This window comes from Pseudomonas sp. B21-031 (genome assembly GCF_024748985.1).
Taxonomy (GTDB): Bacteria; Pseudomonadota; Gammaproteobacteria; order Pseudomonadales; family Pseudomonadaceae; genus Aquipseudomonas; species Aquipseudomonas kermanshahensis.
In genome coordinates, this window is sequence record NZ_CP087181.1 from 1559181 (window position 1) to 1581863 (window position 22683).

General features: G+C 62.7%; 20 protein-coding genes and 5 tRNA genes. 14 read left to right on the plus strand and 11 right to left on the minus strand.

The window, feature by feature from the left end; translation table 11 throughout:
* Positions 1-66: 66 nt before the first annotated feature.
* Together LOY53_RS07065 and LOY53_RS07070 are read right to left on the minus strand one after the other, a co-directional pair.
* Positions 67-522 carry a MarR family winged helix-turn-helix transcriptional regulator gene (locus tag LOY53_RS07065; RefSeq protein ID WP_027596039.1) on the minus strand — a complete coding sequence of 152 codons (456 nt, stop codon included), beginning with the start codon at positions 520-522 and terminating at the stop codon, positions 67-69.
* 54 nt (positions 523-576) lie between these two features.
* On the minus strand, positions 577-1533 hold the full coding sequence (locus tag LOY53_RS07070; protein ID WP_258703783.1) for a LysR family transcriptional regulator: 957 nt from the start codon (positions 1531-1533) through the stop codon (positions 577-579).
* A 113-nt stretch (positions 1534-1646) separates the two neighbouring features.
* On the opposite strand from LOY53_RS07070, the gene LOY53_RS07075 reads away from it, so the two are divergent.
* Positions 1647-2396 (plus strand): sulfite exporter TauE/SafE family protein, encoded by a 750-nt coding sequence (locus tag LOY53_RS07075; protein ID WP_258703784.1) that lies wholly within the window; start codon positions 1647-1649, stop codon positions 2394-2396.
* Between the two features lie 142 nt (positions 2397-2538).
* Here LOY53_RS07075 and LOY53_RS07080 read toward each other — a convergent pair whose 3' ends face one another.
* Positions 2539-3390: a LysR substrate-binding domain-containing protein gene (locus LOY53_RS07080; protein WP_027596042.1), complete on the minus strand. Its 852-nt coding sequence runs from the start codon at positions 3388-3390 to the stop codon at positions 2539-2541.
* Positions 3391-3486: 96 nt separating this feature from the next.
* Between LOY53_RS07080 and LOY53_RS07085 the strand changes: the two genes are divergently transcribed.
* Positions 3487-3705 (plus strand): DUF1127 domain-containing protein, encoded by a 219-nt coding sequence (locus LOY53_RS07085; protein ID WP_027596043.1) that lies wholly within the window; start codon positions 3487-3489, stop codon positions 3703-3705.
* Positions 3706-3729: 24 nt separating this feature from the next.
* Here LOY53_RS07085 and LOY53_RS07090 read toward each other — a convergent pair whose 3' ends face one another.
* Positions 3730-5076, minus strand: a complete 1347-nt coding sequence (locus LOY53_RS07090) for a class II 3-deoxy-7-phosphoheptulonate synthase (protein ID WP_033700615.1) — start codon at positions 5074-5076, stop codon at positions 3730-3732.
* 116 nt (positions 5077-5192) lie between these two features.
* Here LOY53_RS07090 and LOY53_RS07095 point away from each other — a divergent pair, with 116 nt between their 5' ends.
* Both LOY53_RS07095 and LOY53_RS07100 read left to right on the plus strand, forming a co-directional pair.
* Positions 5193-5948: a spermidine synthase gene (locus LOY53_RS07095; RefSeq protein ID WP_258703785.1), complete on the plus strand. Its 756-nt coding sequence runs from the start codon at positions 5193-5195 to the stop codon at positions 5946-5948.
* A 431-nt stretch (positions 5949-6379) separates the two neighbouring features.
* On the plus strand, positions 6380-8062 hold the full coding sequence (locus tag LOY53_RS07100; protein WP_027596046.1) for a DEAD/DEAH box helicase: 1683 nt from the start codon (positions 6380-6382) through the stop codon (positions 8060-8062).
* Between the two features lie 182 nt (positions 8063-8244).
* On the opposite strand, the gene LOY53_RS07105 is transcribed toward LOY53_RS07100, so the two are convergent.
* Positions 8245-9012, minus strand: coding sequence for a class III extradiol ring-cleavage dioxygenase (locus tag LOY53_RS07105; RefSeq protein WP_252827084.1), 768 nt, complete (start codon positions 9010-9012; stop codon positions 8245-8247).
* A gap of 111 nt (positions 9013-9123) precedes the next feature.
* Here LOY53_RS07105 and LOY53_RS07110 point away from each other — a divergent pair, with 111 nt between their 5' ends.
* Positions 9124-9774: a thiopurine S-methyltransferase gene (locus LOY53_RS07110; protein WP_252827085.1), complete on the plus strand. Its 651-nt coding sequence runs from the start codon at positions 9124-9126 to the stop codon at positions 9772-9774.
* Positions 9775-9833: 59 nt separating this feature from the next.
* On the opposite strand, the gene htpX is transcribed toward LOY53_RS07110, so the two are convergent.
* Together htpX and LOY53_RS07120 are read right to left on the minus strand one after the other, a co-directional pair.
* Positions 9834-10721 carry a protease HtpX gene (htpX, locus tag LOY53_RS07115; protein WP_016715101.1) on the minus strand — a complete coding sequence of 296 codons (888 nt, stop codon included), beginning with the start codon at positions 10719-10721 and terminating at the stop codon, positions 9834-9836.
* Between the two features lie 264 nt (positions 10722-10985).
* On the minus strand, positions 10986-12197 hold the full coding sequence (locus LOY53_RS07120; protein WP_085273706.1) for a pyridoxal phosphate-dependent aminotransferase: 1212 nt from the start codon (positions 12195-12197) through the stop codon (positions 10986-10988).
* 167 nt (positions 12198-12364) lie between these two features.
* On the opposite strand from LOY53_RS07120, the gene msrB reads away from it, so the two are divergent.
* Together msrB and LOY53_RS07130 are read left to right on the plus strand one after the other, a co-directional pair.
* Entirely contained in the window at positions 12365-12760 is a 396-nt protein-coding gene (gene msrB / locus LOY53_RS07125) for a peptide-methionine (R)-S-oxide reductase MsrB (RefSeq protein ID WP_099453284.1), read from the plus strand.
* Between the two features lie 13 nt (positions 12761-12773).
* Positions 12774-13262, plus strand: a complete 489-nt coding sequence (locus tag LOY53_RS07130) for a glutathione peroxidase (protein ID WP_027596051.1) — start codon at positions 12774-12776, stop codon at positions 13260-13262.
* Here LOY53_RS07130 and LOY53_RS07135 read toward each other — a convergent pair.
* On the minus strand, positions 13252-15609 hold the full coding sequence (locus LOY53_RS07135; RefSeq protein ID WP_252827086.1) for a response regulator: 2358 nt from the start codon (positions 15607-15609) through the stop codon (positions 13252-13254). The genes LOY53_RS07130 and LOY53_RS07135 overlap by 11 nt on opposite strands.
* 91 nt (positions 15610-15700) lie before the next feature.
* On the opposite strand from LOY53_RS07135, the gene LOY53_RS07140 reads away from it, so the two are divergent.
* Both LOY53_RS07140 and LOY53_RS07145 read left to right on the plus strand, forming a co-directional pair.
* On the plus strand, positions 15701-16588 hold the full coding sequence (locus tag LOY53_RS07140; RefSeq protein WP_027596053.1) for an ATP-binding protein: 888 nt from the start codon (positions 15701-15703) through the stop codon (positions 16586-16588).
* On the plus strand, positions 16589-17071 hold the full coding sequence (locus LOY53_RS07145) for a GAF domain-containing protein (RefSeq protein WP_027596054.1): 483 nt from the start codon (positions 16589-16591) through the stop codon (positions 17069-17071).
* 55 nt (positions 17072-17126) lie between these two features.
* Here the strand turns inward: LOY53_RS07145 and LOY53_RS07150 are convergent, their stop codons facing one another.
* Positions 17127-17894 (minus strand): hypothetical protein, encoded by a 768-nt coding sequence (locus LOY53_RS07150; RefSeq protein ID WP_252827087.1) that lies wholly within the window; start codon positions 17892-17894, stop codon positions 17127-17129.
* 333 nt (positions 17895-18227) lie between these two features.
* Here LOY53_RS07150 and LOY53_RS07155 point away from each other — a divergent pair.
* The 5 genes from LOY53_RS07155 (at position 18228) to LOY53_RS07175 (ending at position 18792) form a co-directional block, all read left to right on the plus strand.
* Positions 18228-18303, plus strand: a tRNA-Glu gene (locus tag LOY53_RS07155).
* A 4-nt stretch (positions 18304-18307) separates the two neighbouring features.
* Positions 18308-18383: transfer RNA gene (locus LOY53_RS07160), tRNA-Gly, on the plus strand.
* A 92-nt stretch (positions 18384-18475) separates the two neighbouring features.
* Positions 18476-18551, plus strand: a tRNA-Glu gene (locus LOY53_RS07165).
* Between the two features lie 3 nt (positions 18552-18554).
* Positions 18555-18630: transfer RNA gene (locus LOY53_RS07170), tRNA-Gly, on the plus strand.
* A gap of 86 nt (positions 18631-18716) precedes the next feature.
* Positions 18717-18792: transfer RNA gene (locus LOY53_RS07175), tRNA-Gly, on the plus strand.
* Positions 18793-18895: 103 nt separating this feature from the next.
* Here LOY53_RS07175 and LOY53_RS07180 read toward each other — a convergent pair.
* A complete protein-coding gene (locus LOY53_RS07180) occupies positions 18896-19957 on the minus strand; it encodes a fimbrial protein (protein WP_252827088.1) in 1062 nt (353 codons plus the stop codon).
* Positions 19958-19997: 40 nt separating this feature from the next.
* On the minus strand, positions 19998-22505 hold the full coding sequence (locus tag LOY53_RS07185; protein ID WP_252827089.1) for a fimbria/pilus outer membrane usher protein: 2508 nt from the start codon (positions 22503-22505) through the stop codon (positions 19998-20000).
* Between the last annotated feature and the right edge of the window lie 178 nt (positions 22506-22683).

Here is a 22683-nt window from a genome sequence, read left to right on the forward strand (position 1 = left end):
GCAATTAGTTTGCGCGCAAGATAAATCATCACCGCTCATCCGAACGGCCATCACACAGCATAGCGCTCAGAGGTTTTTCTGCAGGTTGTCGCGCAGTTCGAGCAGGTCGGCCTGCAGCTGTTTCAGGCGTTCCAGGCTGCGCCCGCTGGCCTTGAGGATGCACGGGGGCACCTGTTTGGCCTGTTGTTGCAAATCACGGCCCTTGTCGGTCAGCTGCACCAGTACCACCCGTTCATCCTCGCGGCTGCGGGTGCGCTTGAGCAGGCCTTCGCTTTCCAGGCGCTTGAGCAGCGGGGTCAGCGAGCCAGGGTCGGTGAGCAGGTGCTGGCTGATCTCGCCCACAGTCAGGCCATCCCGCTCCCACAGCACCAGCATGGCCAGGTACTGCGGGTAGGTCAGGCCCAGCGCTTGCAGCAGCGGCTTGTAGACCTTGGTCATCAGCAACGAGGTCGAATGCAGGGCGAAGCAGACCTGGTTGTCCAGCAGCAGCTCGTCACAGGAGGCTTGGGTGTCGGCGTTCATGCAGGTCCTTGGAATAATCAATGGGGAAATCTAGCACGCTGATCATTAGTGCGTTCATTGCCAGCGCAGTTCACTGCGCAGGGCCAGGTCCCAGGGTGGAATGGGGCTGAAACGGCTCTTGAGAAATTCGAGCAGCAAACGGCTGCGAGAGTTCGTTTCATGTGCCAGGCGTAACGCATAAATGCCACTGGACTCGGCGGCTGGCAGGCCACCTTCGCAAAACAGCGGGACCAGTTCGCCGCGCAGCAGGTAGTCGCTGATCAGCCAGGTGGGCAAGTGGGCAATGCCCAAACCTGCCAGGGCGCCGAACAGCAGGGTTTCGGCGTTGTTGGCGGCCATGCGCATGCGTGATGGCCGGTATAGGCGGGCTTGGCCGGCCACGCTGAAACGCCAGGCAAACGGCGGCGCCAGGCCGTCCCAGTCGAGGCCGTCGTGCGCAGGCAACTCGCTGGGGCACGCCGGTACGCCTCGGCTGGCCAGGTAGGCCGGGCTGGCGCAGGCGATGCGGACCATGTAGGCCAGCGGTGTGGCGACCAGGCGCGTATCGGCCAGGGGGCCTGCACGCAACACCAAGTCGACTTCGCCGAGGTGGCTGCCCTGTAGGTCGACGAAGCTGTCGATCAGGCGCAGGTGCACGTCCAGCCCGGGGTAAGCCACCAGGAAGTCGGCGATGGCCGGGGCGAGGTGGCGACGGCCAAACGCGGCGGGGGCGTCGATGCGGATGAGGCCTTCCGGGGCGCTGCTCAATGAGACGGCTTCGGCGCGGGCCAGGCGCAGCTCCTCGATGATGCGTCGTGCGCGTTCGGCAAAGGCGTTGCCGGCCGGGGTGGCGCGCACTGCGTGGGTGCTGCGGGTGAACAGCCGGCTGCCCACGGCGCTTTCGAGGTTGTCGATGCGCCGGGCAACGGCCGAAGGCGTCAATGGGTGGCGCCGGGCGGCGGCAGAGAAGCTGCCGGCTTCCAGCACGTCGAGAAACAGGCTGAGTTGGTCGGTTAGGATATCGGGGTTCATGGTGGCTCGGCTTTGCATAAAACGCACAGCCATTGTGCGCTGCTATGCGTTTCCCCACCAGCCCCGACTCGGTAGCATGCTCACCATTGCAAGCGAGAGGCGCAGAGGCCCTGATGATCGAGTGGTTGTTGTATATCGCGTTGGGCGCTGCCCTGGGCACCATGGGTGGTTTGTTCGGCATTGGCGGCGGGTTGATTGCAATCCCGGCGCTGGGGGTGTTGTTCGGCTTGGACCAGCAATTGGCGCAGGGCACCGCGCTGGTCATGGTGGTGCCGAATGTGGTGCTGGCGCTGTGGCGCTACCACCAGCGCAACCGCATCGAGCTGCGCCATGCGTTGCCGTTGGCACTGTGCAGTTTTCTGTTCGCCTGGCTGGGGTCGATTTGGGCGGTGGGCATCGATGCCCAGTCCATGCGGCTGGGTTTTGTCGGCTTTCTGGTGGCGCTGGCGGTGTGGAACGTGGCGCGGATGTTCCTAAAGGTCGCGCCGCCCAGCCCTGAACTGCGTTACGCCTGGCCGTGGCTGGGCGTGCTGGGCAGTTTTGCCGGGACCATGGGTGGGTTGTTCGGGGTAGGGGGCGCGGTGGTCGCCACGCCTATTCTGACCAGCGTGTTCGGGACCACGCAGGTGGTGGCGCAGGGGTTGTCGCTGGCGTTGGCGGCGCCCAGCACGACGGTGACCCTGTTGACCTATGGCGTGCACCAGAGTGTTGACTGGGGGGTAGGGATCCCCTTGGCGGTGGGTGGGCTGCTCAGCATCAGCTGGGGGGTGAGGTTGGCGCATGCCCTGCCAGAGAAAGTGTTGCGGGCGATGTTTTGTGCGTTTTTGGTGGTATGTGCGGTGATGTTGGGGTTTGAGCTTTGAGCGCACATGCAGCAGCCATCTCCCTCTAGGAGCAGCCTTGCGCTGCGAAGAGGCCCGTCCAAGCAGCGAAAAATGTCGCTGAAATCACCGGCCTCTTCGCAGCACAAGGCTGCTCCTACACAAAGCCATGGCTGCCACCGATCTATTTGAACCCTTCGACGATGTAATCGGCCATGCAATCGGTGATCGGTGACGGGTGCTGCGTACTGCGCACCAGCATCACATTGGCCACCGGCAACTGCGGCAGCCCATCGCTCTCGCCCAAAATCCGTATGTTGCCGCCGATCAGGCTCTGTAACTGTGCGGTCACCGCCAACCCGGCAGTGACGATGGCAAAGATCGCCGCCAGGCTTGGGCTGGTGTAGGCAATGCGGTAGTCGATGCCTTGCGCTTCTAGCGCATTGCAGGTCCAGGCGCGGCAAAAGCAGTCGGTGTTGAACAGCGCCACCGGCATGGGCCGTTGCTCCTGCGGGCAGAACCCCTCGGCGGCAGCCCACACCAGGCGTTCCTGGCGCAACAGCTGGCCGACTTCGTTGCCCGGTTCGCGGGTGACGATGGTCAGGTCCAGGTCCTGACGCAGCATCAATTGCTTTGACGAATCGCAATGCACCTCCACCTGCACCAGCGGGTAAGCCTGGGCAAAACTCGACAGGATGGTCGGCAGAAAGCGCATGGCGTAATCGTCGGGTGTGCCGATGCGTACCACCCCGACCATGTGCGGCATGCGCAAGGTATTGAACACTTCGCCGTGCAGCTTGAGGATGCGCCGGGCATAGCCAAGCAGTACCTGCCCTTCAGCGGTGAGGCGTACCTGGCGCCCCTCGCGCTCGAACAGCTGGCGCTGCAGGATGTCTTCTTCCAGGCGTTTCATTTGCATGCTGACCGCCGACTGGGTGCGGTTGACCACCTCACCGGCGCGGGTGAAACCGCCTTGCTCGGCAATGGCGACGAAGGTGCGCAATACGTCGGCATCAAGGCTTTGATACTGGGACATTGCATCAATCTCCGAGATGCATGGCATCAGAAACATTCGTTGGATTGATCTTAAGCCCGGCGCGAGACTGGAGCCATCAACACGGAGGGCTTCACGATGAAAGGTCATGTCAGCAGCATCCAGCAACCTGCCTTTTCCCTGAACCACCTGTGGCACGCAGCCCTGCAGCGCCCGGCGCGTTGGTGGGAGCTGTACCGTCAGCGCCAGGAGTTGGCCAGCCTCAGCGATGCGACATTGCACGACCTGGGCTTGAGCCGGGCGGATATCCAGCAAGAGGCCGAGCGGCACTTCTGGGATGATCCGCTGCGCAAATAGGCCGTTTTTTGTAGGTGCGGCGGTTTAGCGACGCACCTGCTTGAGGGTTTCGGCAATCAGAAACGCCAGTTCCAGCGACTGATCGGCATTCATGCGTGGGTCGCAGTGGGTGTGGTAGCGGTCCGACAGGCCGTCTTCGGTGATCGGGCGGGCGCCGCCGATGCATTCGGTGACGTTCTGCCCGGTCATCTCGATGTGGATCCCGCCCGCATGGCTGCCTTCGGCCTGGTGCACCTGGAAGAACTGCTTCACCTCATCGAGGATCTGCGCGAAGTCACGGGTCTTGTAGCCACTGCTGGCCTTGATGGTGTTGCCGTGCATGGGGTCGGAGCTCCACAGCACTTTGCGCCCTTCGCGCTCGACAGTGCGGATCAACCCTGGCAGGTGGTCGCCGACCTTGTTGGCGCCCATGCGCACGATCAGGTTGAGGCGGCCGGGGTCGTTGCTCGGGTTGAGGGTGTCGATCAGGCGGATCAGTTCTTCGGGGTTCATGCTGGGGCCGACCTTGACCCCGATGGGGTTGTGCACCCCGCGCAGGAACTCGACATGGGCGCCGTCGAGCTGGCGCGTGCGGTCGCCGATCCACAGCATGTGCGCCGAGCAATCGTAGTAGTCGCCGGTCAGGCTGTCCTGGCGCACGAAGGCTTCTTCATAGTTGAGCAGCAGCGCTTCGTGGGCGGTGAAGAAGCTGGTTTCGCGCAGCTGCGGCGCGCTGTCCAGCCCGCAGGCGCGCATGAAGGCCAGGGTCTCGTCGATACGGTTGGCCAGTTGATGGTACTTGTCGGCCAGCGCCGAGTTGGCGATGAAGTCCAGGTTCCACTTGTGCACCTGGTGCAGGTCGGCAAAGCCACCTTGGGCAAAGGCGCGCAGTAGGTTGAGGCTGGCGGTGGCCTGATGGTAGGCCTGCAGCAGGCGGTCCGGGTCGGGGATGCGGCTTTTTTCGTCAAAGCCGATGCCGTTGACGATATCGCCACGGTAGGCCGGCAGGGTGACGTTGCCGATGGTCTCGTCGCCCGAGGAACGCGGCTTGGCAAATTGCCCCGCCATGCGCCCGACCTTGACCACCGGGCAGCCGGCAGCAAAGGTCATGACGATGGCCATCTGCAGCAGCACCTTGAACGTGTCGCGGATCTTCGCTGCGGAAAACTCGGCAAAGCTCTCGGCGCAGTCGCCGCCCTGCAACAGGAACGCGCGGCCTTCGGTGACCTCGGCGAACTGCCGGCGCAGCTCGCGGGCCTCGCCCGCGAACACCAGCGGCGGGTAGCTGGCCAAGGTCTGTTCAACCTTGAGCAGGTGCGCGGCGTCGGGGTAGGTCGGTTGCTGCTGGATAGGCAGGGCACGCCAGCTGTCGGGGCTCCACGGTGCGTTCATTTCGGGCTCGATCTTGTAGGTTGTAGGCTTTGGCTCATGGTAACAGTTGCCGCCGCGCTTGTTGCATCGGGGGTGTTGGCGGACAATGCGCGTTTTTGCACGGGCGAGTGGCGAACATGACGGCGGAACGGGAAGAGCGGCTACTGGCACGGGTCGAAGATGCCTTTGGCGTCATCAGCGTGTACGAGGTGGACGACTACCGTTTTCTCGAATTCGGCGACGCGATCGAACAGAGCTGCGTGTTCACCGCCGACCCCAGCTGGCTGGAATATGACTACACCCGCGCCATGCTGGTCGGCGCCTTGTGCCACGCGCAGCCCGAGAGTGCGCTGTTTCTGGGCCTGGGCGCCGGCACGCTGACCCAGGCCTGCATGAAGTTTCTGCCGCTGGACGACATCGAAGCCATCGAGCTGCGCCCGGACGTGCCACGCCTGGCCATGGAACACCTGGGCCTGGACGATGACCCGCGCCTGTATGTGCGGGTAGGCGATGCCATTGAGCTGCTGCCCAGCGCAGAGAAGGCCGACCTGGTCTTCGTCGACCTGTACACCGACTTTGGCCCGGGTGTTGGGCATTTGGCCTGGGGGTTTCTGGACAACTGCCAGAAGCAGCTCAACCCTGGGGGTTGGCTGGTGATCAACCAGTGGGCCAGCGATGACGGCAGGCCGCTGGGCGCGGCGCTGCTGCGCGGCTTGTACCACCGGCATTATTGGGAGTTGCCGGTGAAGGAGGGCAACGTGATCCTCTTGGTGCCGGCGGACCTTGAGCAAACGCTGGACATGCAAGGGCTGCGGGCGCGGGCCGAGGCGCTGGCGCCGCAGTTGGGGTATAGCCTTGACGGGCTGATCAAAGCAATTCGGCCTGCTACCTGAGCTGCTGACATCCCTTGTAGGCGCAGCCTTGCGCTGCGAAGAGGCCATTGCAGGCTGCGTAGATGCTTGCTGCTTTCACCGGCCTCTTCGCAGCGCAAGGCTGCTCCTACAAGGGGAGGTGAATTAACGATTCAGCCCGTGGTCGCTAGTGGCTACCTGGTGGCTCCGGTCTACCGAAAATTTTCCTCACGTAACCCATTAATTCGGGTATAGTACGCGCCGGTCTTTTAGCGGACCTCAAAATCAGGTGGTGCAAATCCTCCGAGTCCAGCTTCGGCTGCACGTCCGCTAGGCGGACCTTCCCAAGTTTTTCTTTTTCAATCGTTTTCGCAAATCCCCGCCGCCAAAGCTGCCTGGGTGACCTTCTGGTCTTTCAAGGCATGTGCAGCTTTGGAGCATGGGTCTTTGCGGATGCACCTAGAGGCAGACCCATGACCCAGGAAACCGGCGGATTCGCCGCTCTCGATCTCAATCCGAATATTGTTGCTGCTGTACTGGCTACCGGCTATGAAGAGCCGTCCGCCATTCAGCATCAGTCGATCCCGATCATCCTCGCCGGTCACGACATGATCGGCCAGGCGCAGACTGGCACCGGCAAGACCGCTGCCTTCGCCCTGCCGATCCTCAACAAGATCGACGTGAGCAAGCGCGAACCGCAAGCCCTGATCCTGGCGCCAACCCGTGAGTTGGCGCTGCAAGTTGCTACCGCTTTCGAAACCTACGCCAAGCAGATGCCGGGCGTTAACGTGGTCGCTGTTTACGGTGGTGCCCCGATGGGCCCACAGCTGCGTGCCATCCGTAACGGCGCGCAAATCGTCGTCGCTACCCCAGGCCGTCTGTGCGACCACCTGCGTCGTGACGAAAAAGTCCTGTCGACCGTACAGTACCTGGTACTGGACGAAGCCGACGAGATGCTCAAGCTGGGCTTCATGGATGACCTCGAAGTGATCTTCGACGCAATCCCCGCTAGCCGTCAGACCGTCCTGTTCTCCGCAACCCTGCCGTCGTCGATCCGCTCGATCGCCGAACGTCACCTGCGTGAACCCAAGCACGTCAAGATCCAGAGCAAGACCCAGACCGTTACCGCGATCGACCAGGCCCACCTGATGGTCCATGCCGACCAGAAGATCCCGGCTGTTCTGCGTCTGCTGGAAGTTGAAGAGTTCGACGCGCTGATCGCCTTCGTGCGTACCAAACAAGCCACCCTGGACCTGGCCGCCGCGCTGGAAGCCAAAGGCTACAAGGCTGCTGCGCTGAACGGCGACATCGCCCAGAACCAGCGTGAGCGCGTCATCGACTCGCTCAAGGATGGCCGCCTGGACATCGTCGTCGCCACCGACGTCGCTGCCCGTGGTCTGGACGTACCGCGCATCACGCACGTGTTCAACGTCGACATGCCGTACGACCCAGAGTCCTACGTTCACCGTATCGGCCGTACCGGCCGTGCCGGTCGCGAAGGCCGTGCACTGCTGCTGGTCACCCCGCGTGAGCGCCGCATGCTGCAAGTGATCGAGCGTGTTACCGGGCAGAAAGTTGCCGAAGCACGTCTGCCGAATGCTCAGGCCGTTCTGGATGCTCGCATCAAGAAACTGACCTCGAGCCTGGCGCCGCTGGTGGCCGAATCGGAAGCCAGCCATGGCGACCTGCTCGACCGTCTGACCACCGACCTGGGTTGCAGCCCGCGTGCCCTGGCTTCGGCCTTGCTGCGCAAAGCCACCAACGGTCAGGCGCTGGACCTGGCTGCCGTAGAGCGCGAGCAGCCGCTGGTACCGGGCGTTGGTGCACCGCGTGAGCGTACCGGTGAGCGTGCCGAGCGTGGCGAGCGCAGTGACCGTGGTGACCGTGAGCGTCGTGCGCCGATGCCGCTGGCTGAAGGCCGCGTGCGTTGCCGTACTGCTCTGGGTGCCCGTGACGGCATCGCTGCCAAGAACCTGTTGGGTGCGATCCTCAACGAAGGCGGCCTGGCCCGTGACGCTATCGGCCGTATCCAGGTGCGCGACAGCTTCAGCCTGGTCGAGCTGCCGGAAGATGGTCTGGAGCGTCTGCTGTCCAAGCTCAAGGACACCCGCGTGGCTGGCAAGCAGCTGAAGCTGCGTCGCTACCGCGAAGATTGATCCTGGCGTAATAAAAAAATCCCCGGCCTGAGCTGGGGATTTTTTTTGCCTGGCTGAAGCACACACGGCCCCTTGTAGGAGCAGCCTTGCGCTGCGAAGAGGCCAGTGCAAGCACAGTGAATGCTCGCTGCTTGCACCGGCCTCTTCGCAGCACAAGGCTGCTCCTACAGGGGATCTGTGTTTCAGTCGAACCTGTAGATATCCATCCCCAGTGCGCCCAAGGTGAACCCCTGGTGGACGATGCCGAACGTGCCCCCGGCGCCGAGGGCAAAAAACAGCGGTAGCAAATGCTCATCACTGGGATGGTTACGCACCGCAAACGGTGCCGCTTGCCGGTAACCCACCAGCGCATCCCGGTCATCCTCCTGCAGCCGCGCCACCACCCAATCCCGAAACGCCAGCGCCCAAGGCTCGATCACATCCGGCCCGGCGTGCCAGTCCAGTTCGCCCAGGTTATGGGTAATGCTCCCCGAGCCCACCAGCAGTACCCCCTGCGCGCGCAACCCTGCCAGTGCCTGACCAACTTTGAGCTGCAAGGCAGGCCCCAGCTGACTGGGTAGCGACACCTGGAGCACCGGGATGTTGGCGGCCGGGTACATCAGCGATAACGGCACCCAGGCGCCATGGTCGAACGGCCGGTGCGCATCGGTGCGTGCCGGCAGGCCGGCAGCGCCCAGCAATGCGCACACCTGCTCGGCCAGCGCAGGGGCACCCGGTGCCGGGTACTGCACGGCATACAACGCCTGGGGGAAGCCGTGGAAGTCGTGCCAGGTCTCGGGCTGCTGGCTGCCGGTCACCAGCAGCTCACGGCTTTCCCAGTGCGCCGACACCACCACGATCGCCTTGGGTTGCGGCAGGGCGTTGGCCAACCCGGCCAGGGCCGGCCCGCTGGCGCCTGGCTGCAGGGCAAGCATGGGGGAACCATGGGAAATGAACAGGCTGGGCAGCATGGTGATGTCCTGAGGGTTAAGATGCAGTCATCTTCGATCAGTTACCGATCGAAATCCAAACCAAGTTTTCTGCGCTATGTATCGAAGCGCTTGATAAGTACAGGAGCAACCATGGAGCCAGCGTTCTGGCACAAACGATGGGCCGACAACCAGATCGGCTTCCATCAAGCGCAGGTCAACCCCTACCTGCAAGCGCGCTGGCCAGCGCTGGCGCTGCCGGCTGGCAGCCGTGTGCTGGTGCCTTTGTGTGGCAAGAGCCTAGACCTGGCCTGGCTGGCAGGGCAGGGGCATCGGGTGCTGGGGGTGGAGCTGTCGCGGCGGGCAGTGGAAGGCTTTTTCCAGGAGCACGGGCTTGAGGCTGAAGTGTCGCAGCAGGGCGCGTTCGAGGTTTGGCGCAGCGCCGAGGTGGAGTTGTGGTGCGGGGACTTCTTTGCCTTGCAGGCCCAGGATGTAGCCGATTGCGCGGGGTTCTATGACCGTGCGGCGCTGATTGCATTGCCTCCTGAGATGCGCCTGCGCTACATGCGGCTGTTGGCTGACGTGCTGCCAGCGGGGTGCCAAGGGCTGTTGGTGACGCTGGATTATGATCAGGCGCTGTTAGCTGGCCCGCCGTTTTCGGTGGTCGATGATGAGGTACGGCACGGGTTTGCCGGTCGGCAGGTGGAGCAGCTGGAGGTGCTGGAAATCATTGAGCAGAGCCCGAAGTTTGCCCAGGCCGGTGCTACCAGCCTGCTGGAACGGGTGTATCGCATAGGCCTCTGAAGGTGACACTCACAAAAAAGGGCGACCGAAGTCGCCCTTTCTTGTTTTTGCCGGGTGGATCAACCGCGACGGCGCAGCGCCTCGATACGGTCTTCCAGCGGCGGGTGGCTCATCAGCAGCCCGGCCAGGCCGTGCTTGAGGCCGCCATTGATGCCGAAGGCCTTCATGGTGTCCGGCATATGGACTGGCAGGCCTTGCTCCACGCGCAGGCGCTGCAGGGCGCCGATCATCGCGGCCGTGCCGGCCAGTTGTGCGCCGGCTTCGTCGGCACGGTACTCGCGGCGGCGCGAGAACCACATGACGATCATGCTGGCCAGGATGCCCAGGATCAGCTCGGCAACGATGGTCGCCACGTAGTAGGCAATACCCTGGCCTTCTTCGTTCTTGAAGATGACCTTGTCAACGAAGTTGCCGATGATGCGGGCAAAGAACATCACGAAGGTGTTCACCACGCCCTGCACCAGCGCCAGGGTGACCATGTCACCGTTGGCCACGTGGCCGATCTCGTGGGCCAGCACTGCACGCACTTCATCGGGCGAAAAACGCTCCAGAAGGCCCTGGGACACTGCTACCAGGGCGTCGTTGCGGTTCCAGCCGGTGGCGAAGGCGTTGGCCTCGTAGGCCGGGAAGATACCCACTTCGGGCATCTTGATACCGGCCTCGCGCGACAGCTCCTCGACCGTTTGCAGCAGCCACTGTTCGTGGCGGGTGCGCGGCTGGGAGATGATCTGGGTGCCGGTGCTCATCTTCGCCATCCACTTGGAGATGAACAGCGAGACAAGGGAGCCGGCAAAGCCGAACACGGCGCAGAACACCAGCAGGCTGCTGAGGTTGAGGTCGACCCCGTTGGCGGCCATGAACCCGTTGAAACCGAACAGGCTCAGGGTAATGCTTGCAACCAGCACCACCGCGAGGTTGGTGGCTACAAACAACAGAATGCGCATCATGGTTGTTACGTTCTCCTGACGGATGAGTGTGTTGCTTACTGCGGGGTATATAAGGTGCAAGCCGTGCCGATTCAATCGGGCGACTATTTCAAACTGTGTACGGCGGAGTATGGCAGAGGATGCGGTGGGGGCTGTGAGGTAGAGCGTTGCAGGATGTAAGAAACATTTGGGGCTGCTTTGCAGCCCATTCGCAGCGCAAGGCTGCTCCTACAGGAGAACGCGTACACCTGTAGGAGCAGCCTTGTGCTGCGAAGAGGCCTTCACTTACTGCGAATAAGTCCGCAGGAAATTCCCGATCCGCCCGATCGCCGCTTCCAGGTCGTCCACCCGCGGCAAGGTCACCACGCGGAAGTGGTCCGGCCATGGCCAGTTGAACGCTGTACCTTGCACGATCAGCAGTTTTTCAGACAGCAGCAGGTCTAGCGCGAACTTCTCGTCATTGAGGATCGGGCAGACCTTGGGGTCGATCCGCGGGAACGCATACAGCGCGCCCATCGGCTTCACGCAGCTCACCCCCGGAATGTCGTTGAGCAGCTCGTAGGTGCGGTTGCGCTGCTCCAGCAGGCGGCCTTGTGGCAGCACCAGGTCGTTGATGCTCTGATAGCCGCCCAGGGCGGTCTGGATGGCATGCTGGGCCGGCACGTTGGCGCACAGGCGCATGTTGGCCAGCATGTCGATGCCTTCGATGTAGCTCTGGGCGTGGTGCTTGGGCCCCGAGATGATCAGCCAGCCGGAACGGAAACCCGCCACCCGGTACGACTTGGACAGGCCGTTGAAGGTCAGGCACAGCAGGTCGGGGGCCAGCGAGGCGGTGCTGATGTGCACGGCTTCGTCGTAGAGGATCTTGTCGTAGATCTCGTCGGAGAACACCACCAGGTTGTGCTGGCGCGCCAGCTCCAGCATGCCCAGCAGCAGCTCCTTGGAGTACACCGCGCCGGTCGGGTTGTTCGGGTTGATGATCACCAGGGCCTTGGTGTTCGGGGTGATCTTGGCCTTGATGTCTTCAAGGTCAGGGAACCAGTCGGCCTGTTCGTCGCACAGGTAGTGCACAGGCTTGCCGCCAGCCAGGCTCACTGCGGCGGTCCACAGCGGGTAGTCGGGGGCCGGGATCAGCACTTCGTCGCCGTTGTTGAGCAGCGCCTGCATCGACATGACGATCAGCTCGGACACGCCGTTACCGAGGTAGATGTCCTCGATGGTGACGCCTTCGATTTCCTTCTGCTGGCAGTACTGCATCACCGCCTTGCGCGCACTGAACAGCCCTTTGGAATCGCTATAGCCCTGGGCGGTGGGCAGGTTGCGGATCACATCCTGGAGGATTTCGTCCGGCGCCTCGAAGCCAAACGGCGCCGGGTTGCCGATGTTCAGCTTGAGGATGCGGTGGCCTTCCTCCTCCAGGCGTTTGGCGTGCTTGAGCACTGGGCCGCGAATGTCGTAGCAGACATTGGCGAGCTTGTTCGATTTGCTGAACTGCATGATGGGGTCCCGGTTGAGAATACGCACCGCGCCCTTTCGAAAGGTTTGAAAGGGCAGGAAGCGGGTGCCAGACTGAACGCCTGGCACACGAAGCCAACTAATATACGTGCCACCCGCGTTACGGAAAAGACGGCGCGGGGTGAAATTAAGCCTGTCGAGGTCCCTACATGCAAAAGATCGAGAAGACACTTGAACAATGGCGGTCGATGCTCGACCCCGAGCAGTACCAGGTGTGCCGCCTCAAAGGCACCGAGCGGCCGTTCAGCGGCAAGTACAACAGCGAACGCCGTGATGGTATCTACCATTGCATCTGCTGCAGCCTGCCGCTGTTCGATGCGCAGACCAAGTTCGATTCCGGCTGCGGCTGGCCGAGCTTCTACGCGCCGATCGAAGACAGCGCGATGATCGAGATTCGTGACACCTCCCACGGCATGATCCGCACCGAAGTCACCTGCGCCCGCTGCGATGCGCACCTGGGCCACGTGTTCCCCGACGGACCACCCCCGACCGGCCTGCGCTATTGCATCAACTCGGTGTGCATCGACCTTCGACCACGTGACTGACCGGAGCCTGAACATGGCTGGATCGATGCTGGACATCCCCTGCGTGACCCTGGGTGGCGAGCACAAGAAGCTCGGTGACTTCCCGGGCAAAGTCCTGTTGGTGGTCAATACCGCCAGCCAGTGCGGCTTTACCCCGCAATACAAAGGCCTGGAGCAGCTGTGGCAGGCCTACCGTGAGCGCGGCCTGGTGGTGCTGGGTTTCCCCTGCAACCAGTTTGGCAAGCAAGAGCCGGGCGAAGCGCGGGACATCGCGCAGTTTTGCGAGCGCAATTTCGGCGTGAGCTTCCCGCTGTTTCGCAAGGTCGAGGTCAACGGGCCGGGCGCGCACCCGCTGTTCGTCGAGCTCAAGCAGCGCGCCCCCGGCCTGCTGGGCAGCCAGAAGATCAAGTGGAACTTCACCAAGTTCCTGGTGGACCCGGCCAGTGGCCAGGTCACGCGCTATGCGCCGACCACCAAGCCGCAGGCACTGGAAGCAGACATCGAGCGCCTGCTCAGCCGCTGATCGGCACCCAGTGCTCGACCAGCGCCAGCAGCTCTTCGCGGCGGAACGGCTTGGCCAGGTAGTCGTTCATGCCCGCCGCCCGGCAGCGTTCGCGCTCTTCGGGCATGGCGTTGGCGGTGAGCGCGACGATTGGCAAGTCTGGCCAGCGGCCGCTCTGGCGGATACGCCGGCTGGCTTCGTAGCCGTCCATCACCGGCATGTTGCAGTCCATCAGCACCAGGTCGAAATCCTCTTGTTCTAGCCACGCCAGGGCCTCGGCGCCCTGGGTAGCCAGCTGGACCTGGCAGCCGAGCTTGGCCAGCATGCCCTTGGCCACCAGTTGGTTCACCGGGTTGTCCTCCACCAGCAAAATCCGTGCACGGCCTTCTTCCGGGGAGGTGTGCGGGTTGGCCAGTGGGTGCTCGGGCTCGTGGCCTTGCAGGATGCGCCGCAGTGTCTGATACAGCGCGTTGCGCGCCAGTGGCCGGGCCAGTTGGTGCAGCGGCGCAAGGTTGATGGATTGCTCATTGGGCAGGAAATTGCCGTAGGCCGTCACCAGCAGAATAGGCGTTTTCAGTACAGGGCGCAGCGCCAGCAGGTGCTCCAGGTCGTCGGTGATCAGCAGGTCGAACGGCACAGTGTGCAGGCCTGCGCTGCTGTCGTGGCGTTGGTACGCCAGGCCCCAGGCGGGCAGCAGGTCTTGCAGCAGCTCATGCAGCCCGCTGCTGGCATCGCTCAGGGCCACCACGCGGCCCTGCAGCGGCGCCGGCGGGATGGCTTCAGTGTGCACGGCCAGTGGCAGCTCTGCGCTGAAGCGGCTGCCAAAGCCTGGTTCGGACTGGATATGCAGGTGCCCCTGCATCGCCCTGCATAGATTGCGCGTCAGTGCCAGGCCCAGGCCGGTGCCGCCGTACTGACGGGTAATGCCGGCACCAGCCTGGGTGAAGGGTTGGAAAATCCGTGCCTGCGCCTCCTCGGGGATGCCGATACCGGTATCGCGTACTTCCAGACGCACACCGCCGACAATCGTCACCAGGCGGATGTCGACGCGGCCGAAGCGGGTGAACTTGAGCGCGTTGGACAACAGGTTGCTGACAATCTGGCGCACCCGGGTCGGGTCGCCGAGCACGCTGCTGGGGAAGTCGCGGGCGATCAGGCAGGTCAGCTCGACGCTTTGCGCGGTGTTCTGCGACAGCAGGTTGGCGGTGTCCTCGACCATCGAGCCCATGTCGAAGGGGATGCGTTCGAGCTCCAGCTGGCCAGCATCGAACTTGGACAGGTCGAGAATATCGTTCAGCAGCTCCACCAGCACCTTGCCCGAGTCGTGGGCGATGGTCATCTGCTGGCGCTGTTCACTGGGCAGCGGGCTGTCCAGGGCCAGGGCGATCATGCCGAGCATGCCGTTGAGCGGGGTGCGGATCTCGTGGCTCATGTTGGCCAGGAAGGCCGCGCGCGCCTGGGCCATGTCCAGGGCCCGGCGCCGGGCTTCTTCGAGCTCTTGGTTGGACAGGCTCAAACTGCTGTTGCTGGCCTTGAGCTGGTCGGTGCGCGCCGACACGATGTCTTCCAGCTCGTTCAGGTACTGGGTCAGGCGGTTCTCGGCGTTACGCCGCTGCTCGATCTCGGTGGCCATGCTGACGAACTGCTGGTTGGCGACTTTGACCAGCACGCCGATCTCGTCGTGTTCGTGGCCGTGGGGGCATTCCAGCCGGGTTTGCCGCGGCTTGCGCGGGTCGCTGCCGCTGAGCGCGCCAATCACGGTCACCAGCGGTTTGGTCAGCATCATGTAGAACAGCGCCAGCAAAATCCCGGTCAGCACCAGGCTGCGGGCAAAGCCGTTGAACAGGGTGATGCCGGCGCGGTCGAGGAAGCGGCTGCCGAAGGCGTAGGTGTCGACGTCCAGGTACAGGGTGCCCAGGTATTCATTGGGCATAGGGGCGAGAAACAGGCGGTCTTGAAGCTGGCGCTGCTCGCCGAACAGGAAGTCGCTGAGCGGGCGGTAGCGGTCTTCAAGGCGCGGGCGCTCGACGTCGGCCAGCACGGTGTCATTGTTGTCGATCAGCCGGGCGCGGATCACCGCTGGCGATTGCAGCAGGCCGCGGGTCAGCTCCAGGGCCAGTTCGGCATCGATGTTGTAGGCGATGCGCGAAGCCGGGTTGTGGCTGATTTGCAGCAGTGCACGCACTTCACGGTTGATGGATGCGTCTTCGCTGGCATAATCGATGCCGATCTGGATGAGACTGAGCAATGTTCCCAGGATGAAGCCGACCAGGACTGTCAGCCGGGCTTGCTTGTATGACAGACGATTGGTGAACTTGATATCCATGAGTCCCGAGCCGGTTTCACGTCCCTTGCGCTGCGCAAGCATAGCCGAATAGCCCCGGCTGCTGGCGGGTCTGTCTGTTCATTTCAGTTGATCGCACAGCGGCCCCAAAAAACTGAAATTTGTAGGAGTCGTCATGGACGCTCGCTTGATTGCTTTCCTGGACCGCGCCGAATCGGTACTGGCGCGCCTTGAGCCGCTGTTGCCCGCACCACGCCCGGACATCGACTGGCACACCACCTTGGCCGCCCGCTGGCAGCGCGATGGCCGCACCGGTTACCTGATGCCCCTTGAAGTCAGCCTGGACATCCGCCTCAGCGACCTGATCGGGGTCGACCAGCAACGTGACCAGCTGGGCCGCAACACCCACCAGTTCATCAATGGCCTGCCCGCCAACCACGCCTTGCTGTGGGGCTCGCGCGGTACTGGCAAGTCGTCGCTGGTGCGCGCCTTGCTGGCTGAGCACGAGGGTGCCGGCCTGCGCCTGATCGAAATCGAGCGCGACCACCTGGCCGACCTGCCGCGGGTGGTCGAGCAACTGCAAAAACTGCCACAGCGCTTCATCCTGTTCTGCGACGACCTGTCGTTCGAAGCCGGGGAGGGCGACTACCGGGTGCTCAAGAGCGTGCTCGACGGCTCGCTGGAGCAAGCCCCTGACAATGTCTTGCTGTACGCCACCTCCAACCGCCGCCATCTGGTGCCGGAGAAAGAGAGCGACAACGAGAACTGGAAGCGCGTCGACGGCGAGTTGCACCCCAGCGAAGCCGTGGAAGACAAGATCGCCCTGTCTGACCGCTTTGGCCTGTGGCTGTCGTTCTACCCCTTCACCCAGGACCACTTCCTGAATGTTGTCGAACACTGGATCGGCCAGTTGGCGCGCCCTGCCGGGTTGAATTGGCAGCGTGACGAAGCCCTGGACATCCTCGCCGTGCGCTGGGCCACCGGCCGCGGCAACCGTAATGGCCGTTGTGCCTATCAGTTCGCCCGCTACTGGGTCGGGCTGCAATTGCTGGAGCAAAAGTAAATGATCGACCTCAATGCCAGTGGCGCCGGCCTCGACGGCTATAACCTGCTGGCCGCGCAAGTGCAGGCGCTGTTTGCCGACGAACGTGACTTCATCGCCAACGCCGCGCAGTTTTCGGCGTTTCTGTATAACCAGGTGGATGACCTGAACTGGGCGGGGTTTTACCTGAACCGCAACGAAGAGCTGGTGCTCGGGCCGTTCCAGGGGCAGGTGGCGTGTGTGCGCATCCCGTTCAGCAAGGGTGTGTGTGGTGCGGCTGCGGCCACGCGGCAAACCCAGCGGGTGGAAGACGTGCATGCGTTCCCGGGGCATATCGCTTGTGACAGCGCGTCCAACAGCGAGCTGGTGATTCCGTTGGTGAAGGCGGGCAGGTTGATTGGGGTGCTGGACCTGGACAGCCCGAAGGTGGGGCGGTTCAGTGAGGCGGACCAGGTGGGCTTGGAGCGGTTGGCGGCGATCTTTCTGGAGCTGACTGACTGCTGATCACTGGATTGTCTGTACTGGCCCCTGTGGGAGCGGGCCGGCACAGATAAACGTATCAGTCGTACATCGCCTTCTTCTTCCAGGTCTCTTCTTCGTCGGTCTTGAGCCCGTCGGTCAGTTCATTGTGCTCGTCCTCCGCCGGCGCCATGCGGTCCATCACTTGGGCGTTGGCGCGTGCCAGCAGTTTCTCCAAGTAAGTCAGCTGCTCTTCATACACCTTAGGCTCAGGCTGCTTGCGCAAATACTGCACGCCGCGCTCGAAGGCCAGGCGTGCCTGGCCCGGTTGGCCCTTTTGCAGGGCCTGCTGGCCAAGGTTGTTGAAGAACTCGATGTGCAGCAGCACCAGGATATGACGGATCTCCTTGACCCACTGCTTGGCCTCGCTGGCAGGCAGGAAGCCCTCCTGGGCGGCGCGGGCGACCTGGGTGTGCAGCGCTTCGAGCAGAAAACGCACGTCCTTGGCCTTGGCCTCGGTCTGGATCGGGTTGGGCGGGTTGTTCACCGGTATCTTTTCGCCCAGGGCGATCAAGCCTTCCAGCTCGGCGATGCGTGCCTTGAGCTCGGCATTGTGCTTGTCCAACGGCAGCTGGCGCTGGTTAAGGTTCAGCTCCAGGCGGGCCAGCAGCAGCTTGAGGGGCGGGGTCATGAACTGGCCGGGGAAGGTCTCGGTGATTTCGCCGCAGCGGCGCAAGCGGTCGGCCAGCTCGATCTTCAACCGTGCGCGTTCCAGCTTGCTGTTCTCGACCACATTGTTGAGGTAGCCGATCACGATCAGCAACGCGATACCCGCCACGATGAGCAGAGTGATCAGAAGTGGTGTCACCGTTAATGCCTCATGAATAGGTTTGCATTATTGAGTGTAGGAGCGAGCTTGCTCGAAAGAGGCCCTGACAGGCATTCTCTTTTCTATCGGCAAACTGTGCCATGACTGGATGCTGGCACATTAATGCTGAGTTGACGCCAGAAAATCAACGCCAAACCCCTGCGGGCTGCCTGAAACAGCGCTCGGCACACCCGGAAGTCATTGATTTAAATAAATTTCTACAAAGGGGTTGACGCCTACCCGAAGCATCCATAGAATGCGCGCCACTTGCAGCGTAAAGCACACAGCGAAACGCAGCAGGGAGTGAAAGCAGCATGTAAATGCTTGCAGCGTGTCCCCTTCGTCTAGTGGCCTAGGACACCGCCCTTTCACGGCGGTAACAGGGGTTCGAGTCCCCTAGGGGACGCCATATTGCGGGAATAGCTCAGTTGGTAGAGCACGACCTTGCCAAGGTCGGGGTCGCGAGTTCGAGTCTCGTTTCCCGCTCCAGTTTCTCCGGCAACGCTTAACGGCGGGGCAGGAAAAGAAAATCCAGGCTGAATCGTGAGGTTCATGTTCTGGTGCACTGAAAAGTGTTGTGTGTCCCCTTCGTCTAGTGGCCTAGGACACCGCCCTTTCACGGCGGTAACAGGGGTTCGAGTCCCCTAGGGGACGCCATTTGCGGGAATAGCTCAGTTGGTAGAGCACGACCTTGCCAAGGTCGGGGTCGCGAGTTCGAGTCTCGTTTCCCGCTCCAGTTTAAATACTGTGGCGTTCGCACGGTGCAGTGGTGGTGAAGGTCTTCATGGCGCTTCACGCCGATTAGCGGTAAAGCTTCACATTGCGGGAATAGCTCAGTTGGTAGAGCACGACCTTGCCAAGGTCGGGGTCGCGAGTTCGAGTCTCGTTTCCCGCTCCAAATATAGAAACGAAGAAAGGGACGAAAGTCCCTTTCTTCGTTTTTGTCGTGCCTGAAATATGGCGTCCCCGCAGGCACTTCCCGGTGCCCGCGGAGCACTCGTTCAGCGGTAGCTGATCGTGAAATCCAGTGCGCCTTCGGCCAGCCCAGCGGTCACGGTGGTGTTGGTCTGGTAATAGCGAGCTTTGAAATTCAGCTGGGTGGTGCCGATGACCAGTGAGGTGATGGGTTCGTCCTGCTGAAGTGGCATCGGGCTGTTGTCGCTGCGCAGCAGTTGGATGCCGATACCTGCCGCGGTGGAGTTGCTGCTCAAGCCAAACACACCTAATGCGGGCAACAGAGGCACCGAGCCGCGTGCGCCTTCGAGGCGTACATAGGCGCTGGCGATACTGCCGGCAGGGTCATCTTCGCAGTCGCTAAGGGTGATGTGAAAGTCCTTAGCGGCCGTGGTGCTGCCGATGCCGGTGAAATCTGCACGGTCATGATTGCCCAATTGCACCGGGTCGGCGCTGACCGGGTTGGACTTGAGTGTGCACTGGGCCTGCTGCACGCCTCCGCTGACGTGGATGTTCAGTGCATCACCAAGGTCGCTAATCTGGCTGCGGACCATCTGTTTGCTGAAATGTTGGGGGCCGATAGGGATTTGCCCGGTCTTTATCAGGACGTGAGTGGAGAGCAGTGTGGTGATTTCGAGGGGGACGGCACCCGTATTTCGGCTGTTTTCACCCAGATAGGGAATGGCCTCGTCGTCCGTTGGTCTGAACTCATTGCTGAGCAATCCTTTGAAGGGGTAGCCCAGACGGATGTGCAGGCCGACTCCGGGGATGCCGGTTTCGATGACCTTGCCATCGACGTTCCAGCCGTTTACCGGAGGCAGTGGGCCTGGGTGCACAGGGCTGGTGGGTGTGGCTTGGAAAGTCAACGTGCCATTGCCGTCGTTCTCGCAGCGAATGCTACGCCGAAGTCCCTCGGGCGTGAACAGGTTTTGAACCGTGCCGATGACGCTGCCGATCGGGGCATCACGTGCTATCCAGGGTGTTCCGAGGTCGATGCGATAGTTAAGCGGACCGGGCGCGGCCCGCCAGGTGCATTCGGTTGTTGCATGTGCGTTGCCGGCGAGGGCGAGCAGGGCGAAGGCCGTGCAGGTGAGTCTGGTTGCTGGCATGGGGAATCCACAGGTGAGGCGCCATTGCTGGCGCGCTGGTTCAGAGGGGCGGGCAGGTGAGTGTCTGCAGGCGGTAGCCTTGGCGATCCTCCATCTGCGAAGGGACGATGGGCAGCGGGCACTGCTGGGCACCTTGTTTGCCCCAACGTACGTGCAGGGTCTGCGGGTGCGGGCCGGTAGCGATCAGCGCTTGGCCGCCCTGGCCGACGATAGCCAGCGAGTTGCCCTGCTCGTCGCTGACCTGGGTGCCGAACGGCAGCGGTTTGCCGTTGACATCTTGCAAGGTGAGTATCAGGCGGGTGACCTGGCGTGCGGCGAAGGTGGCCTTGACGATGGCGCCGCGGCGCGGCACCACCGGTTGGGTACCGTTTTCCACTTCAACCTCTGGGCCCAGTTGATCGGTGAGCAGGTTCAACTGATTGACCCGATAGGGACGCAGGTGTGGCGCCACTGCGTACCCCTTGGCGTTGGTGCTCGCGCCTGGGGCGTTCTCCAGGCCGACGCCGGCGATTTCAGGCACCTCGACCAAGGCACTGGTTTCACCCAGGTAAGGTGCCAAGGTGATGCCCCCTTCATGGGCCAGCAAGGCCCCACTGGCATTGACGGAGATAGTGCGCAGGTCGCGGCTTTCGGTCAGCCCGGCACCATAACTGGCATGTGCGCCATGGTAATTGGCCGAGAGCTCCAGGCTATTGCGACGCTGCTCGTCCCGGCTGACGGCTGCGCGATAACCGAGGCGGTTGTCCAGCTCGCTACCGCTTAGGCTAGCGCGCTCACTCGTCCGCCCGGCGCGTTGTTGCAGGTTGAAGGTGGCGCTGCTGCTGTTGCCAATGCCCAGCGGTATCGAGACGCTCAGGCCAATCATGCGATCGTTGAAGTTGTCGCGGCTGAGCGACTGCGAGGCGAACAGGTTGTAGCTGATATTACTGTGCTGGGTGTTGAACTGGAATTGATACTGGCGGCGTTGACGGTCGCTGTTCCAATAGTCGTCCTGGGTCAGGGTCAGGCTCAGAGAGCTGCGTAAACCCAGGGGCTGTTGGATTGAGGCTTCGACGCGGCTGCGGCGGTTACCCAGGTACCGGTGGTCGGCATTACGCTGGGCTACGGCTTCATCGAAGTCGCGGTAGCCCTCGGTGGAATAGCGATAACCGGCAAAGCGCAGGTTGGTGCGGGTCTGGAAGGTCTTGCCATAGCGCACGGCGAAACTCTGCCCGGTGACGGTACCCAGTTCCTGGCCCAGGTCAGTGTTGGCGTGGGTGGCGTCAAGCGACACTGCGCCAAAGTGGCCGAAGTCGCGTCCGATGCCCAGTAGCCCGGCGCGGTAGTAGTCACCGCCTAACACGCCACCGTAAAGCGTTGCCTGCCAATCGATGCCGCGTGCCAGGGTCGCCTGCCACAACTGTGGCTGGTCCTGCCCGTTGATTGCGTTATAGCGCCCGAAGGCTGCGGTGTAGCGCCATACGCCTGCACGCAGTAGGCTGCCCAGGCTCGAGTAAGGCTGGATGAAGCGACGCACCTGGCCGTCAGCTTCGGTGAGGACGATTTCCAGTTCGCCACTGCCGCCGCCGATGCCCAGGTCATCGATTTCATAGGGGCCGGCAGCGACGTAGGTGCTGTAGATCGGGTAGCCGTTTTGCAGGATTTCGAGTTTGGCCCGGCTTTGGGCCACGCCTCGGATCACTGGGGCATAGCTTTGCAGCACGTCGGGCAACATGCCCATGTCCGAGGCAAGCTGCACGCCTTTGAGTGGCAGGCTGCGAAATACCTCGCCGTTGCTGAAGGTCTCGCCGAGGGTGAGCGTGCCCCAGTTACCGGGCAGGTCGGTCTGGGCATAGGTGTTGCTGCGGGTCCAGCGCCGTTGGCCGTGTTCATCTTCGCGCAGGCTCTGGTTGCTGCGTAGGCGCCAGCCGCCGAGGTTGAGCCCGCTGTTCAGGTACAGGTCCTGCTGGCTACGGCTTGGCCCGCCGCGCTGGCTGCTGTGCTGGGCGGAGGCTTGGTAGCTGACGAAGCCAGCATTGATGCCATCGTCCCAGCGCTCGGGGGCGACACTGCCTGCCACGTCTCGGCGCAATGCTGCCTGAGGGATCGAGATGTCGAGCTGCAGGCGGCTGCTGTTGAACTCGACCGCTGCGCCGGGTAAACGGGCGGCCAGGTCGAGGCACTGTTCGTCTGCCGTCAGCGGTGCTTCCAGGCGCTCCAGGCGCAGCCCCAGCTCGGCCAGCAACGCGGCGCTCAGGCAGGGGGCGAGCCCCTGGTCTGAGCTGCGATACTGAAAGTCGAGGCTGTGCTCACCGGCGTGTACCAGGTTCACCCGCACCTGCACCGCGTAGCGCCCGGCGGTCAGAGGCTGGTGTGCGGCCAGCGCCTGCAGGGCCAGCTCGCCGCTGCCATGAGGCTGGTCCGGGGCCTGACGCATGAAACCGGAATGGAATTTCAGTTCGGGTTCGCTGGCCAGGGCGGCCGGCAGCAGGCAGCTCCCGCCCAGGGCCAGCAAGGGGGCGAAACGAAGACGCGACGGCGGCTGCCGACGCCGTTTGGCGTTTAGCATGGGGATGTCTCGAATGGTGTCGGAGGCCGCGTCGCTGCTCAGTCAAGCGAGCAGGTTGCGTTTTGTGGTTCCCCTGCTCGTGCCTTGTTGTGGTCGAGTCAGGCGATAGGGCGAGATTAGAGGAGGAAGGGAAGGGGGTATGTAGGAGGGTTCTGAGTTATGGTGGGATTAGTTCATC